Source organism: Anoxybacillus ayderensis, assembly GCF_000833605.1.
GTDB classification, from domain to species: Bacteria; Bacillota; Bacilli; order Bacillales; family Anoxybacillaceae; genus Anoxybacillus; species Anoxybacillus ayderensis.
In genome coordinates this window covers 1-14,135 of sequence record NZ_JXTG01000031.1, presented here as the reverse complement: position 1 = coordinate 14,135, position 14,135 = coordinate 1, and the positions used below count along the sequence as shown (strand labels likewise).

The following is a 14,135-nucleotide window of genomic DNA, read 5'->3' as shown; positions in this document are numbered from 1 at the left end:
GGTACCACCAGTGACTGCGGTACTTGTTCTTCCCTAACAACAGAGCTTTACGCCCCGAAGGCCTTCTTCGCTCCCGCGGCGTTGCTCCGTCAGACTTTCGTCCATTGCGGAAGATTCCCTACTGCTGCCTCCCGTAGGAGTCTGGGCCGTGTCTCAGTCCCAGTGTGGCCGATCACCCTCTCAGGTCGGCTACGCATCGTCGCCTTGGTGAGCCGTTACCTCACCAACTAGCTAATGCGCCGCGGGCCCATCCTGTAGCGACAGCTTGCGCCGCCTTTCAACGAAAAACCATGCGGTCTTTCGTGTTATCCGGTATTAGCACCGATTTCTCGGTGTTATCCCCGTCTACAGGGCAGGTTGCCCACGTGTTACTCACCCGTCCGCCGCTAACGATTCAAAAGCAAGCTTTTGAATCGTCCGCTCGACTTGCATGTATTAGGCACGCCGCCAGCGTTCGTCCTGAGCCAGGATCAAACTCTCCATAGAAAAGTTATCCTTAGCTTTTACGCTGCTGTTTTGTTCAGTTTTCAAGGAACAACAAAGACATTTTCTATAATACTAAATCAACAATCCCTTGTCAACATGTTTTTTCATTTCGACAACGACGTATATCAATATATCATGGATATCTCTATTCGTCAATAAAAAAATAAACGGATATGTCCGTTTATGAAATGACATATTGTTGAATAAAAATGAGTGCTACAACACCAGGAATACCTAAAAAACCTGTAACGGTTACTGTAAATAAATTAATAGGCAAATGGATACCTGATACATCTCCAACAACATTAATTAAAAAAATAAATAAAGCTCCGATAACAAGACGAGCAACTCCTTCACCAATTAGCCGTGTCAAACGTACCGGGATGCCAATAAGCAAAAGAATGACAATAAGACTGACGATCGACACAATAACAACCGTTTCATTCATATTTTTCTCTCCTTCAACTTTTTTATTTTTAAATATATGTTCACCTCTTTTCTGTATGACAAGCCTATACAAAAAGGGAAGGGGTATCATCCCTTCCCAATCGATGCTTTTCGTTTTTTTGCTTCTCGAAGGAGAAATAAATATTTCGCTTCAGCAATTTTTAAATCAAATATGACCTTTTCAGACGGCTCAACACTTTTTTCTATTAATTGCTTCTTATCCATCCACTCATCCCGGTAATGTTGCAATCGTTCAATGAGCTGGTCGTTAAATTGTTTGCGCAGCCACCCTTTTCGTTTCCAAAACACTATAGTTCCCTTCTTCCTTCCAGAGCTTTAGATAAAGTCACCTCATCGGCGTATTCTAGATCGCCACCAACAGGCAATCCGTGGGCAATGCGCGTAATTTTAACACCTGTTGGCTTTAGTAGCCGGGAGATATACATAGCCGTTGCTTCCCCTTCAATATTCGGATTCGTCGCTAAAATCACTTCTTGGACCGTTTCATCTTGAAGACGTCTAAGCAATTCAGCTATTTTAATATCTTCCGGACCAATTCCTTCCATAGGTGAAATAGCTCCATGTAACACATGATACAATCCGTTGTATTCTTTCATTTTTTCCATAGCAATCACATCTTTCGGGTCTTGCACAACACAAATAATCGAACGATCTCGCTTATCGTCTTCACAAATATAACAAGGATCCTTATCTGTAATATGACCACACGATGAACAATACGTTAAATTTCTTTTCGCATTTACAAGTGCTTTTGCAAAATCTAATACGACATCTTCTTTCATATTTAACACAAAAAACGCCAGACGGACGGCCGTTTTCGGCCCGATGCCTGGCAATTTCATAAAGCTGTCGATCAATTTCGATATCGGCTCTGGGTAGTACATAATAGCCTCCTAGAATAATCCCGGTATATTCAATCCTTTTGTAAACTGCCCCATCGTTTCTGCGGTTAACTCATCTACTTTTTTTAACGCATCATTCGTCGCAGCAAGCACTAAATCTTGCAACATGTCGATATCTTCCGGATCAACGACCTCCTCTTTAATTTTCACTTCTAAAATTTGTTTATGACCATTTGCAATAACGGTAACCATTCCACCGCCTGCCGTTCCTTCAACTGTTTTTTCTGCTAATTCTGCTTGTGCTTTCTCCATATCTTTTTGCATCTTTTGCATTTGCTTCATCATCTTTTGCATATTTCCCATTCCACGCATCATTTTCATCATTCCTCCATTATTCTTTAATTTCAATTAAGTTTTCACCAAACCATTTTTTCGCTTCCGAAATGAATGGATCTTCTTGTTCATGTTGTTCATTTCCACTTGTTTGTTGACGAATGAACTGCTCTCGAATTTGAAGCCATTCACTTTCAGGAACAGGAATCGTATCGAGTTTTTTCCCTGTTAATTCAAATAATACTTGTTCTAAATTGTCTTTGACATAGTTACTATTATCAGCAACCATTTTACAATGAATTTCATATTTAAATTTTAACACAAAAGCTGTGCCACTTGCTGCTACAGGTTCACTCTCTTGCAATAATGCCGCATGTGACACTTTATTTTGCTTTTTTAACGTCTCAAGCACATGTGGCCAATTTCCTTTAATAAGAGATAAATGCTGATGTGTTGCTTGGCGAAGCACTTCATGAATGCGTCCTATCGGTATTTTATAATCTGTCCGAATACTTTTTCCTGTTTTTTTCACCGGCTCGCTCGTTTCTGCAGGGGAGAGCTTCACACCGGTTTCTTTCAGTTTCGCTAATTGCTCTTCAAGCTGTCTCACTTTCTCCTCCAACGCTGGAGAAATCGAAGTTTTGATTACTCGTTCCTCTTCATAACAAAGCTTCACAATCGCAACTTCCATATGCACGCGCGGATGGTTCGTTAGGCGCATATCTTGTTGACTTTTACTCAACAAATCGATCGCTTCATATATAAGCGATGTTGGAATCACGTCAGAAAGCTCTCGAAATCGTTCATCAACGAGCACACGATGGGTCACATCTTCTAGCTGAGGTGCCGCTTTATATAAAAGCATATCTCGATAATAGTAAATTAAATCTTCGACAAGGCGATTCGGATCTTTCCCTTGTTCCATTAAATGTTGAAAAAGACGCAACGCCTCAACAGTCTTTTTTTCATATATCGCATAAATTAAATCTGCGATTTTTCTTTGTGAAACTGCACCTGTAACCGCTAACACATCCTCAAGCAACACGCGATCTTCACTAAAAGAAATAGCTTGATCGAGCAAACTTAACGCATCACGCATTCCACCATCAGCAGCACGCGCAATCGCAAATAGTGCCTCTTCCTCTACATCTATACCTTCTTCCGCAACAACTGTTTTTAAACGCGACACAATCGACCTCAACTCAATGCGCCGAAAATCAAATCGTTGACATCGAGAAACGATCGTTAAAGGAATTTTATGTGGTTCCGTTGTCGCTAAAATGAAAATCACATGTTTCGGAGGCTCTTCCAACGTTTTTAATAACGCATTAAACGCCCCGATGGACAACATATGCACTTCGTCAATAATATACACTTTATACGGCGCTGACGTTGGGGCAAATTTCACCTTCTCACGAATGTCGCGAATTTCATCCACTCCGTTATTTGATGCTGCGTCAATCTCTAATACATCAGAAATCGAACCGTTCGTAATGCCTAAACAAGTCGGACATTCGTTGCATGGCTCTGCTGTTGGACGATGCTCGCAGTTTACCGCTTTAGCAAAAATTTTAGCTATACTCGTTTTTCCTGTCCCACGTGGACCTGAAAATAAATATGCATGTGAAATCTTTTGTTGAAGCAGGGCATTTTGCAACGTTTTTGTCACGTGTTCTTGACCAACAACATCCTTAAAACTTTGCGGTCGAAAAACACGATATAAAGCTTTATAACTCACGAAACTGCCCTCCTCTTTGCTCATATCTCATTTATTATATCATTAAAAAACGCATGAAAAAAGCACCTGCCTTTTAAGCAAGTGCTTTGATTCAATCTATGTAAATTGCCGTGCACCTTCTGTCGACTAGCTGCCATAGACGTTACTAGAGTAGTTAGCTCAGTTCAGGCACCCCTGCGGCACATGGGAGCGTCCGCTTACTGCTGCTTCCTTCCGGACCTGACAGGGTTCACGGATTCCCATTGCGCAGGACCCAAACGTCAACACCACTTATTCTAGGCAGGCTCTACAGCAAACTAACCTAAAGAAGGAATTCAGCCTCGCTAGAGCGGATTGCGAGTACAGGGCACCGCTACCTCCCCGCTTAGCACGGCAATGCGTTATCACTAACGCAAGTATAAGTATATCTCTTTTTCATACAAATTGCAATGACTACACAATGGAATTTAATTGGAATTTAAACTATTTTTTTCTGCCTTCTTTTGTTGACGTAAACGTCGGAAAAATTCACTTAGCATTTCTCCGCATTGCTCAGCTAATACCCCACTAACGACTTCCACTTGGTGATTAAACCGCGGCTCATGCAATAAATTCATTAACGTTCCTGCACAGCCCCCTTTTGGATCATTTGCACCAAACACAACCCGTTTAATACGCGAAAGAACAATGGCACCAGCGCACATCGCACAAGGTTCTAACGTTACATACAACGTCGTTTGTTCGAGTCGCCACGTACCTAGTTTTCGACATGCTTCATCAATAGCTAAAATCTCTGCATGAGCAATGGATCGTTGATCTCGTTCACGCAAATTGTGAGCCCGCGCAATTACCTCATCATGATATACAAGGACAGCACCGATTGGCACCTCTCCTATTTCCTCTGCCCTTTTTGCTTCTTCAAGCGCTAAACGCATATAATGCTCATCATTTCTCATCTTTAAAACTCCCGTACTTTTTTATCATCATAGAGTATATCAAAATAAAAAAGCAACATACAGACCGATCATTTTATGCTAAAATAAATTTTGTCTGTCTACACGGACGGTTTCACCTGAAGGAGGTTACACAATGTTCCGCGTGCCCTTTATTACTGTTGAAGGTCCAATTGGTGTTGGAAAAACATCTTTAGCAAAGATCATTTCGACCTATTTCCAATATGAATTGTTAAAAGAAATTGTTGATGAGAACCCTTTTTTAGGTAAATTTTATAAAAACATCGAAGAATGGAGTTTCCAAACGGAGATGTTTTTTCTATGCAATCGTTATAAACAACTCGAAGATGTCGAGAAAAAGTTTTTAAACAATGGGAAACCGGTTGTAGCTGACTACCATATTTTCAAAAACTTAATCTTTGCAAAACAAACATTAAAGGGAAAACAATACGAAAAGTATGTGCAAATTTACGACATTTTAACAAACGATATGCCAAAACCAAACGTCGTAATTTATTTACATGCTTCGTTACACACGTTACTCGAGCGCATCGCCATGCGTGGTCGTGAATTCGAAAAAAACATTGATCCTGCCTATTTACAACAACTATCTCATGCTTATGAACAAGCGATGGAACAATTTGAACGAGCCCATCCACACGTTCCCGTATTGCGATTTAACGGAGATGCACTCGATTTCGTCCATCGTGACCAAGACCGATTTTACATTTTAAATGAATTGCAATCTGTTCTTAAAAGGAGCTTAGAACAATGAATTTACGAGAAAAATATCATATCCCAAGCGATGCTGTAATTACCATTGCTGGAACAGTTGGCGTAGGAAAATCAACAATGACAAAGGCGTTAGCTGATGCACTTCAATTTCGCACCTCATTTGAAAAGGTGGACACAAATCCATATTTAGATAAGTTTTATGCCGATTTTAAACGTTGGAGTTTCCATCTCCAAATTTATTTTCTAGCTGAGCGGTTTAAAGAGCAAAAGCGTATTTTCGAGTACGGGGGAGGATTTGTCCAAGATCGTTCGATTTACGAAGATACTGGCATTTTTGCAAAGATGCATTTTGAAAAAGGAACAATGTCAAAAGTCGATTATGAAACATATACAAGTTTATTTGAAGCGATGGTCATGACACCGTATTTTCCTCACCCTGATTTACTGATTTATTTAGAAGGAAGCTTCGAAGAAATTATTAAACGTATTCGTGAACGTGGTCGCCCAATGGAACAACAAACACCAATTGAATATTGGAAAGAAATGTATAAAAGATATGAGAGATGGATTAACAGCTTTAACGCATGTCCTGTTTTGCGAATTAACATTAACGAATACGATATTATTCGTGATGCCGAATCTATTGAACCGATTGTCGCAAAGATTGGATACATGATCGAACAGTACCGGAAGTTGAAAAAATAAGGATGTCCCGACCGTTTTGGGACATCCTTTCTTTTGTTGTATAAAACAAAAATTCGTTACGATATGTAACGAATTGTTCGATAAACAATCTCCATTTTATGCGCTGTGGTTTGTGAACATTCGAATGATGGCGGAGGAGGAGGGATTCGAACCCCCGCGCGCCTTTCGACGCCTCTCGGTTTTCAAGACCGACCCCTTCAGCCAGACTTGGGTACTCCTCCGTATCGACATGTATTAAATTATCATAAACCTTATAGTATGTCAACACTTTTTATAAAAAAAGGGGAGTACGTTCTCCCCTTATGAAATGACGTCTTTTCCTCCCATGTACGGACGAAGAACGTCTGGAATGACAACTGTTCCGTCTTCTTGTTGGTAATTCTCCAAAATCGCTGCGACCGTCCGACCAATAGCTAAACCAGATCCATTTAATGTATGCACATGTTCTGGCTTCGCCTTCGGATCGCGACGGAAACGAATATTCGCACGGCGAGCTTGGAACGCTTCAAAATTACTGCAAGAAGAAATTTCACGATACGTACTGTAACTTGGAAGCCATACTTCAATATCATATTTTTTTGCAGCAGTAAAACCTAAGTCAGCTGTACACATACTCATCACACGATACGGTAGACCTAATAATTGCAAAATGCGCTCTGCATCATTTGTTAACTTTTCGAGTTGTTCATAGGAATCTTCTGGTTTTACAAATTTGACAAGCTCCACCTTATTAAACTGATGCTGACGAATTAATCCGCGCGTATCTCTTCCTGCTGATCCCGCTTCTGAGCGGAAACATGCGCTATAAGCAGCATATTTAATCGGCAAATCGTCCGCTGATAAAATTTCATCACGATGTAAGTTAGTCACAGGAACTTCTGCTGTCGGAATTAAAAAGTAATCTTCACTCTCGATACGGAACGCATCTTCCTCAAACTTCGGAAGCTGTCCTGTTCCTGTCATGCTTGCTCGATTCACAATGTACGGTGGTAAAACTTCTTCATATCCGTGTTGTTCCACATGTACGTCTAACATAAAGTTAATTAACGCACGTTCCAATCGTGCTCCGAGGCCTTTATAAAACACAAATCGACTTCCTGTTACCTTCGCTGCCCGTTCAAAATCTAAAATTCCAAGCCGATCCGCAATTTCCCAATGCGGTTTCGGTTCAAAAGAAAATGAACGTGGCTCTCCCCATTTACGAATTTCTACATTGTCATCTTCTGATTCACCAATCGGCACAGAGTCATGCGGAACGTTTGGAATGGATAAAAGCAACGTCTCAAGCTGTTGTTCCACTTCACGCAATTCATCATCAAGCACTTTAATGCGATCGCCAACTTCACGCATTTCAGCAATGAGATGGTCTGCGTCTTTTTTCTCTCGCTTTAACATCGCAATTTGTTGCGATACATCATTGCGCTTATTTTTCAGTTCCTCCGCTTGCGCAATTAACTCGCGACGACGGCGGTCGAGCTGCTCAAATCGTTCAAAATCAGCTAAATCTTCACCACGATGTTGAAGTTTTTGTTTTACTTCTTCAAAATTAGCACGCAAAAATTTTAAGTCTAACATCGTCATTCCTCCTCTATTTTGTTTAGTAAACAAAAAACTCCCGTCCCAAAAGAAAGGGACGAGAGCATTCCCGCGTTGCCACCCTAGTTGAAGACATGCGTCTCCCACTCGAGAAAGGTAACGGTTCTCACCGGAAATGCTTACTAACTTTACGCGTTCGGCATTTCGCTCCAGGATGGATTCACAAGTCATTCCTGCCGATTTGCACCAACCATCGGCTCTCTGAAAGGAAGAGGGCTTGCTACTAGTTCCTATCATCGCTTTTTCGTTATATCATTTTCTTGGAAATAATGTACTATAAGTTTAAACAAAATGCAACCCGTTTATTCTTTCGTCTCTTTCACCATGTTGATAAAATATTGCGTCATACGATGATCATCTGTTAATTCCGGATGGAACGAACAACCTAAAAACTGTCCTTGTCTTGCCGCGACAATCCGGTCTTCGTATGTCGCAAGTACATCTACATCGCTTCCTACAGACACAATGTGCGGAGCTCGAATAAACACGCCAATAAAGTCATCTGCGACTCCTTTAATAGATAAAGATGCTTCAAAGCTTTCACGCTGGCGACCGAACGAGTTGCGTTCGACTGTAATGTCCATTAAGCCTAGATGCGCTTCATCATAACCAACAATTTTTTTAGCTAAAATGATCAAGCCTGCGCACGTTCCAAACATCGGCTTTCCGTCGCGGGCAAATTGTTTAAGTGGTTCAATAAACCCGTATTTATCCATGAGCCGACGCATTGTCGTGCTTTCTCCACCAGGAATGATGAGGCCATCAATATGTGCTAACTGTTCCGTCTTTTTAATAACGACAGCTTCTGCGTCACAAGCCTCAATCGAACGCACATGTTCACGTACAGCCCCTTGTAATCCTAATACTCCAATTTTCACCATTTTCATTGCTCCTTTACATTACCATCCGCGTTCTTGCATCCGTTGTTCAGGAAGCAACGAAGAAATATCAATGCCTTTCATTGCCCCACCTAATCCTTTTGATAAGTGAGCAATCAATTCGTAATCTTCGTAATGAGTCGTCGCCTCAACGATAGCGCGGGCATATTTTTCAGGGTTTTCTGATTTAAAAATACCTGAACCAACAAATACACCATCAGCACCTAAGTGCATCATCAATGCCGCATCCGCTGGCGTCGCGACACCGCCCGCTGCAAAGTTAACGACAGGAAGACGACCGAGACGTTTGATTTGTAATAGTACTTCAAATGGAGCTCCTAAATTTTTTGCTTCTGTCATTAACTCATCCTCACTCATGCTGACGACTTTACGCACTTGAGCGTTCACTTTACGCATATGGCGAACCGCCTCGACGATGTTTCCTGTTCCAGGTTCACCTTTTGTGCGAAGCATAGATGCACCTTCAGCAATACGACGAGCCGCTTCGCCTAAGTCGCGACAACCACATACGAACGGCACAGTAAATTGACGTTTATCAATGTGGAATTCCTCGTCCGCTGGTGTTAATACTTCGCTCTCGTCAATGTAATCTACACCGAGTGCCTCCAACACACGCGCTTCAACATAATGCCCGATACGCGCCTTCGCCATCACAGGAATAGATACTGCTTTCATGACTTCTTCAATCACAGTCGGATCAGCCATACGTGCAACTCCACCTGCTGCACGAATATCGGCTGGAACGCGTTCGAGCGCCATAACAGCTACTGCACCTGCTGCCTCCGCAATTTTTGCTTGTTCTGCGTTAACGACGTCCATAATGACGCCACCTTTTTGCATTTCCGCCATTCCGCGTTTTACACGTTCTGTACCTATAATCGCCACCGTTCATTCCTCCCATTATGTATATCGTTATTGAGATATTGTACTGAAAAATAAACTACCCGACAACTACTCGTCACTTCAGTACACTATCCATATTCTAGCATACGTTTTTACTAGGTAAAAGTGTAGAAACACTAGCTACATTTTTTTATTTTAACTCAATTTTTCAAAAAATCACAATAAAAATTTTAAAGCCCTCTAAAAAGAGAGCTTTAAAACAATCCTTTAATCGCATTGGCAGCACCATTCCAAATATCACCGAACAACTCACCAATCGCCCGCATTGCTAGGACGAATCCGTTCGCTTTCTCTACCGCCTGTTTTGTCACGATGTCGACTTGTACAGCCTTTTCTCCTTCTTTCGTTAAGTAGCCGTAGTCTGTCCCTTCGTATTTTACATACATATATCCTACTTTTTGACCCTTTTTCACAGGAGCTGTTAACGTTTCTTTTTCAATCACGACAACAGGTTTATATTTTTTTTCTTCCCCTCGCTTCATAACAAGCGACAATGGTTTTTTTGTTGCAACCGCAACTTGTTTTTCCTTACCTTTCTTTACTGCTACTGTTTCATGTTTTTTTGTGATATATCCTTTTGGATATAATTGTTGCACCGTATAGTTGCTAAACGCGTAATCTAACATTTTTCTCGTCTCTTGAAAACGAGACATATGCGTCCCTTTGCCATTCGTTTTCGCATTCATAACAACAGTGATAAATCGCATACCGTTGCGCTCCGCTGTGCCTGTAAAGCAATATCCTGCAAATTCTGTATAACCGGTTTTAATACCATCTACTCCTTCATATGCCGCGACAAGTCCCGGGAGCATCCAGTTCCAGTTATCCATCTTAATTTGATCGTCTGTCCCTTCTCTAAAAAACTTGCGTGGAATACTTGCTGTGTCTAATATTTCTGGGAATTGATGATATAAATGATAAGCTAACGTCGCTACATCACGGGCGGACATGACATTTTCTTCATTATCCCCGCTACCAGCTGGATGCAATCCTCCTAAATCTTTGTTATTTAAGCCGGTTGCATTAACAAACTTATAATCTTTTAATCCTAACTGCTTCGCTTTTTCATTCATCATCTTAACGAAATTCGTCTCTGAACCGCCAACAATTTCCGCAATGGCGACTGTCGCTCCGTTCGCCGAGTAAATCGCCATCGCCTCATATAATTCACGCACCGTATATTTCCCATCTCTTCTCAACGGGACATTCGACAAATCGCGCTTTTGCGAAATTTGATATACATACTCACTAACGGCATACTCTTGATCCCACTTGACGCGTCCTTCATGAATTGCTTCTAGCAACAAGTACTCTGTCATCATTTTTGTCATACTAGCAATTCCTAAAACGGCGTCAATGTTTTTTTGATATAAAATTTTTCCGGTTTCTGCTTCAACTAAAATAGCGGCATCCGCTTCAATATTCAGCACATCCTCTTCCGCTTTTATATTTTGCGGTAAAGTCCCCATAAACAAAAACATTGCTACGATAGAAATGATGAAGCGCTTATACCATGTTTTCACGTCCAAAACCTCCAACTCTATTTTACATAACCGTTATTTTAACATACTCTTGTAAAAAAAAATAGACAGAGGAATCTTCCACCTCTGTCTATATGCGCGCACTTGCTTCTTTAACTACATGAGCGAGTAGTTTGGCGCTTCTTTTGTAATTTGTACATCATGCGGATGGCTTTCTCTTAATCCCGCTCCAGTCATGCGTACAAATTGAGTTTTTTCTCTCAATTCTTCTAAGTTTTTCGTTCCGCAATATCCCATTCCTGCACGCAACCCGCCAACTAGCTGATAAATCGTATCAGCAAGTGGCCCTTTATACGGTACTCGCCCTTCGATACCTTCTGGGACAAATTTTTTATTATCTTCTTGGAAGTAGCGATCCTTGCTTCCTTTTTCCATCGCTCCGACAGATCCCATACCACGATAAACTTTAAACCGTCTACCTTGATAAATTTCTGTTTCCCCTGGGCTTTCAGAAACACCTGCAAGCAAGCTACCAAGCATCACTGCATGCCCTCCAGCCGCCAAAGCTTTTACGATGTCACCAGAATATTTAATTCCTCCATCAGCAATAATTGGAACACCGTATTTTCTCGCTTCCGTTGCACAGTCATAAATAGCCGTAATTTGTGGGACACCGACACCTGCCACAACACGTGTCGTACAAATCGATCCTGGACCAATACCGACTTTAATGATGTTCGCCCCTGCTTCAATCAAATCTCGTGTCGCCTCAGCTGTCGCGACATTTCCGGCAACAATATTTAGTTTCGGATATGTGTCGCGAATTTTCCTTACTGTTTCAAGCACCCCTTTAGAGTGTCCATGAGCCGTATCAACTACAATGACGTCAACATTTGCTTCCACAAGCTTTTTCACCCGCAACATCGTATCCGAGGTAACCCCGACAGCTGCCCCGACAAGAAGACGCCCTTTCTCATCTTTTGCTGCATTCGGGAATTCAATAACTTTTTCGATGTCTTTAATGGTGATAAGTCCTTTCAACACACCTTGATCATCAACGAGAGGGAGTTTTTCAATTTTGTATTTTTGTAAAATTTTTTCCGCTTCTTCTAACGTTGTGCCGACAGGGGCAGTAATTAAGTTTTCTTTCGTCATGACATCAGAAATTTTCATGGAGTAGTCTTGAATAAAGCGTAAGTCACGGTTCGTAATAATGCCGACAAGCTTTTGTTCTTCGGCATTATTGACGATCGGAACACCTGAAATTCGATATTTGCCCATCAAATGCTCCGCATCATACACTTGATGTTCAGGAGTTAAAAAGAAAGGATCCGTAATTACACCGCTTTCTGAACGTTTTACTTTATCGACTTGTTCAGCTTGTTGTTCAATCGACATGTTTTTATGGATAATGCCTAATCCACCTTGACGCGCCATCGCAATCGCCATTTCAGCTTCTGTTACTGTATCCATCCCTGCACTGATGATTGGGATATTGAGCTTTAGGGTTGGGCTTAGTTCAACGCTTAAATCAACATCTCGAGGCAACACTTCTGATTTAGATGGGATTAAAAGGACGTCATCAAATGTCAATCCTTCTTTCGCAAATTTTGTTTCCCACATTGTTTTTCCCCCTCACTTTGGAAATATTAATTAGTAGAGTATCAACTTCGCTTTTTTCTGTCAAGAAAACATAAAAATGTTAGATAATTCGATCAATTATATGAGGAGAGTGTACAATGTGGGAAATATTTTATTCATCAAATTTTGTGCATCAATTTTTACTCGAGCGCTACAAGCGAGCAGGCCGAGAAGATGCTGAAAAGAAAAGCTATGACAATTGTTATCCATTCATGTACTACTTACAACACGGAAAAAAGTTTTATGACAATGCACACGAAGCACCGCTATCCATCAAACCCGTTTTATTATTTTATGGAAATGTTCAGCTTCTTAAAGCATGTTTATTAACAATCCATGCCGACTATCCAGAATCATCATCCGTTCTAGCACACGGAGTATCGACGAGGAAGAGAAAAAAGCAAAACTATGATTTTTTCAAAGACGAAGTAAAAATCCAAAAATACGGGTTGTTTACTTATTTTTCTGAAAAAATGTTTCATGTGAAACACGCCTATGGAGAAAAGTTTTGTATGAGAGAGCTGTTAGAACATGTCGAGGAATTACAACCTTTATTTCAACTGTATTTTAAACATAAAGCTGAACGCGACAAACATCATATTCATGAAGTCGTTGCTCACTACTTGTTGCTTTATAATTTAAGTATGATTTGTCGTTATGAAACGGAATGGTGGTATGATCTCCTTCACAGTTATTCAAGTGATGCGTATCCTTTTATTGTACAATTTTTAAAAGCAACTGAGCGAAAAATACCATCCTACTTATATCACTATTTGTTACATAATGAAAAAGACCAAGACTAAATTTGTCTTGGTCTTTTCTTGCCCGGCAACGTCCTACTCTCGCAGGCGGTGTCCCGCCAACTACCATCGGCGCTGGAGAGCTTAACTTCCGTGTTCGGGATGGGAACGGGTGTGACCTCTCCGCCATCGTCACCGAGCAATCATATAGAAGGATAATTCCTTCAAAACTAGATAACAGGTTAGCCTACGCTTTTCTTGTGTGCTTAGTTAAGTCCTCGATCGATTAGTATCCGTCAGCTGCACGTGTCGCCACGCTTCCACCTCGGACCTATCAACCTTGTCATCTTCAAGGGATCTTACTCGCTTGACGCGATGGGAAATCTCATCTTGAGGGGGGCTTCACGCTTAGATGCTTTCAGCGCTTATCCCTTCCGCACATAGCTACCCAGCTGTGCTCCTGGCGGAACAACTGGTACACCAGCGGTGCGTCCATCCCGGTCCTCTCGTACTAAGGACAGCTCCTCTCAAATTTCCTACGCCCGCGACGGATAGGGACCGAACTGTCTCACGACGTTCTGAACCCAGCTCGCGTACCGCTTTAATGGGCGAACAGCCCAACCCTTGGGACCGACT

General features: G+C 41.4%; 14 protein-coding genes, 1 tRNA gene, 3 rRNA genes, 1 other RNA gene and 1 other annotated feature. Of the genes, 3 read left to right on the top strand and 16 right to left on the bottom strand.

Annotation, left to right across the window (positions count from 1 at the left end):
• The 8 genes from JV16_RS14250 to tadA all read right to left on the bottom strand — a co-directional run.
• Positions 1-486 (bottom strand): 16S ribosomal RNA (locus JV16_RS14250); the annotation flags it as partial.
• A gap of 181 nt (positions 487-667) precedes the next feature.
• A complete protein-coding gene (locus tag JV16_RS14245; protein WP_021095868.1) occupies positions 668-934 on the bottom strand; it encodes a pro-sigmaK processing inhibitor BofA family protein in 267 nt (88 codons plus the stop codon).
• Between the two features lie 86 nt (positions 935-1,020).
• Positions 1,021-1,242, bottom strand: a complete 222-nt coding sequence (locus tag JV16_RS14240) for a YaaL family protein (protein ID WP_021095867.1) — start codon at positions 1,240-1,242, stop codon at positions 1,021-1,023.
• Positions 1,242-1,838 carry a recombination mediator RecR gene (recR, locus tag JV16_RS14235; RefSeq protein WP_004888493.1) on the bottom strand — a complete coding sequence of 199 codons (597 nt, stop codon included), beginning with the start codon at positions 1,836-1,838 and terminating at the stop codon, positions 1,242-1,244. Before recR ends, JV16_RS14240 begins: the two co-directional genes overlap by 1 nt.
• Before the next feature lie 9 nt (positions 1,839-1,847).
• On the bottom strand, positions 1,848-2,171 hold the full coding sequence (locus JV16_RS14230; RefSeq protein WP_021095866.1) for a YbaB/EbfC family nucleoid-associated protein: 324 nt from the start codon (positions 2,169-2,171) through the stop codon (positions 1,848-1,850).
• 16 nt (positions 2,172-2,187) lie between these two features.
• Positions 2,188-3,867, bottom strand: coding sequence for a DNA polymerase III subunit gamma/tau (gene dnaX, locus JV16_RS14225; protein WP_021095865.1), 1,680 nt, complete (start codon positions 3,865-3,867; stop codon positions 2,188-2,190).
• Positions 3,868-3,975: 108 nt separating this feature from the next.
• Positions 3,976-4,240: signal recognition particle sRNA large type (ffs, locus tag JV16_RS15430), an RNA gene on the bottom strand.
• 73 nt (positions 4,241-4,313) lie between these two features.
• The gene (gene tadA, locus JV16_RS14220; protein WP_042536396.1) at positions 4,314-4,802 is read right to left on the bottom strand and encodes a tRNA adenosine(34) deaminase TadA; all 489 of its coding nucleotides are present in this window, start codon (positions 4,800-4,802) and stop codon (positions 4,314-4,316) included.
• 133 nt (positions 4,803-4,935) lie between these two features.
• Here tadA and JV16_RS14215 point away from each other — a divergent pair, with 133 nt between their 5' ends.
• Both JV16_RS14215 and JV16_RS14210 read left to right on the top strand, forming a co-directional pair.
• Complete coding sequence (locus JV16_RS14215) at positions 4,936-5,574, top strand: deoxynucleoside kinase (RefSeq protein WP_004577800.1); 639 nt, start codon at positions 4,936-4,938, stop codon at positions 5,572-5,574.
• Positions 5,571-6,239, top strand: a complete 669-nt coding sequence (locus JV16_RS14210) for a deoxynucleoside kinase (protein ID WP_042536395.1) — start codon at positions 5,571-5,573, stop codon at positions 6,237-6,239. The genes JV16_RS14215 and JV16_RS14210 overlap by 4 nt, the downstream gene beginning before the upstream one ends.
• 128 nt (positions 6,240-6,367) lie before the next feature.
• Here JV16_RS14210 and JV16_RS14205 read toward each other — a convergent pair.
• The 6 genes from JV16_RS14205 to guaB all read right to left on the bottom strand — a co-directional run bounded on the left by JV16_RS14205 (position 6,368) and on the right by guaB (position 12,741).
• A tRNA-Ser gene (locus JV16_RS14205) sits at positions 6,368-6,460 on the bottom strand.
• Positions 6,461-6,539: 79 nt separating this feature from the next.
• A complete protein-coding gene (gene serS, locus JV16_RS14200) occupies positions 6,540-7,814 on the bottom strand; it encodes a serine--tRNA ligase (protein ID WP_042536394.1) in 1,275 nt (424 codons plus the stop codon).
• A gap of 51 nt (positions 7,815-7,865) precedes the next feature.
• Positions 7,866-8,081: a binding site (T-box leader), on the bottom strand.
• A gap of 56 nt (positions 8,082-8,137) precedes the next feature.
• Positions 8,138-8,716, bottom strand: a complete 579-nt coding sequence (gene pdxT, locus JV16_RS14195) for a pyridoxal 5'-phosphate synthase glutaminase subunit PdxT (RefSeq protein ID WP_004577776.1) — start codon at positions 8,714-8,716, stop codon at positions 8,138-8,140.
• Positions 8,717-8,734: 18 nt separating this feature from the next.
• Complete coding sequence (pdxS, locus tag JV16_RS14190) at positions 8,735-9,619, bottom strand: pyridoxal 5'-phosphate synthase lyase subunit PdxS (RefSeq protein ID WP_004577775.1); 885 nt, start codon at positions 9,617-9,619, stop codon at positions 8,735-8,737.
• A 212-nt stretch (positions 9,620-9,831) separates the two neighbouring features.
• Positions 9,832-11,118 carry a D-alanyl-D-alanine carboxypeptidase family protein gene (locus JV16_RS14185; RefSeq protein WP_042536397.1) on the bottom strand — a complete coding sequence of 429 codons (1,287 nt, stop codon included), beginning with the start codon at positions 11,116-11,118 and terminating at the stop codon, positions 9,832-9,834.
• 156 nt (positions 11,119-11,274) lie between these two features.
• Complete coding sequence (gene guaB, locus JV16_RS14180) at positions 11,275-12,741, bottom strand: IMP dehydrogenase (RefSeq protein ID WP_042536393.1); 1,467 nt, start codon at positions 12,739-12,741, stop codon at positions 11,275-11,277.
• A 116-nt stretch (positions 12,742-12,857) separates the two neighbouring features.
• Here guaB and JV16_RS14175 point away from each other — a divergent pair, with 116 nt between their 5' ends.
• The gene (locus JV16_RS14175) at positions 12,858-13,562 is read left to right on the top strand and encodes a YaaC family protein (RefSeq protein WP_004577772.1); all 705 of its coding nucleotides are present in this window, start codon (positions 12,858-12,860) and stop codon (positions 13,560-13,562) included.
• Positions 13,563-13,582: 20 nt separating this feature from the next.
• Here JV16_RS14175 and rrf read toward each other — a convergent pair.
• Positions 13,583-13,699: ribosomal RNA gene (gene rrf, locus JV16_RS14170) — 5S ribosomal RNA — on the bottom strand.
• 66 nt (positions 13,700-13,765) lie between these two features.
• Positions 13,766-14,135 (bottom strand): 23S ribosomal RNA (locus JV16_RS14165); the annotation flags it as partial.

What these genes read in the sequence shown, in the direction of transcription:
- JV16_RS14245 (WP_021095868.1), bottom strand. Translation starts at nt 934, where the DNA reads ATGAATGAAACGGTTGTTATTGTGTCGATCGTCAGTCTTATTGTCATT.
- recR (WP_004888493.1), bottom strand. Translation starts at nt 1,838, where the DNA reads ATGTACTACCCAGAGCCGATATCGAAATTGATCGACAGCTTTATGAAA.
- JV16_RS14230 (WP_021095866.1), bottom strand. Translation starts at nt 2,171, where the DNA reads ATGATGCGTGGAATGGGAAATATGCAAAAGATGATGAAGCAAATGCAA.
- tadA (WP_042536396.1), bottom strand. Translation starts at nt 4,802, where the DNA reads ATGAGAAATGATGAGCATTATATGCGTTTAGCGCTTGAAGAAGCAAAA.
- JV16_RS14215 (WP_004577800.1), top strand. Translation starts at nt 4,936, where the DNA reads ATGTTCCGCGTGCCCTTTATTACTGTTGAAGGTCCAATTGGTGTTGGA.
- JV16_RS14210 (WP_042536395.1), top strand. Translation starts at nt 5,571, where the DNA reads ATGAATTTACGAGAAAAATATCATATCCCAAGCGATGCTGTAATTACC.
- serS (WP_042536394.1), bottom strand. Translation starts at nt 7,814, where the DNA reads ATGTTAGACTTAAAATTTTTGCGTGCTAATTTTGAAGAAGTAAAACAA.
- pdxT (WP_004577776.1), bottom strand. Translation starts at nt 8,716, where the DNA reads ATGGTGAAAATTGGAGTATTAGGATTACAAGGGGCTGTACGTGAACAT.
- JV16_RS14185 (WP_042536397.1), bottom strand. Translation starts at nt 11,118, where the DNA reads ATGTTTTTGTTTATGGGGACTTTACCGCAAAATATAAAAGCGGAAGAG.
- guaB (WP_042536393.1), bottom strand. Translation starts at nt 12,741, where the DNA reads ATGTGGGAAACAAAATTTGCGAAAGAAGGATTGACATTTGATGACGTC.
- JV16_RS14175 (WP_004577772.1), top strand. Translation starts at nt 12,858, where the DNA reads ATGTGGGAAATATTTTATTCATCAAATTTTGTGCATCAATTTTTACTC.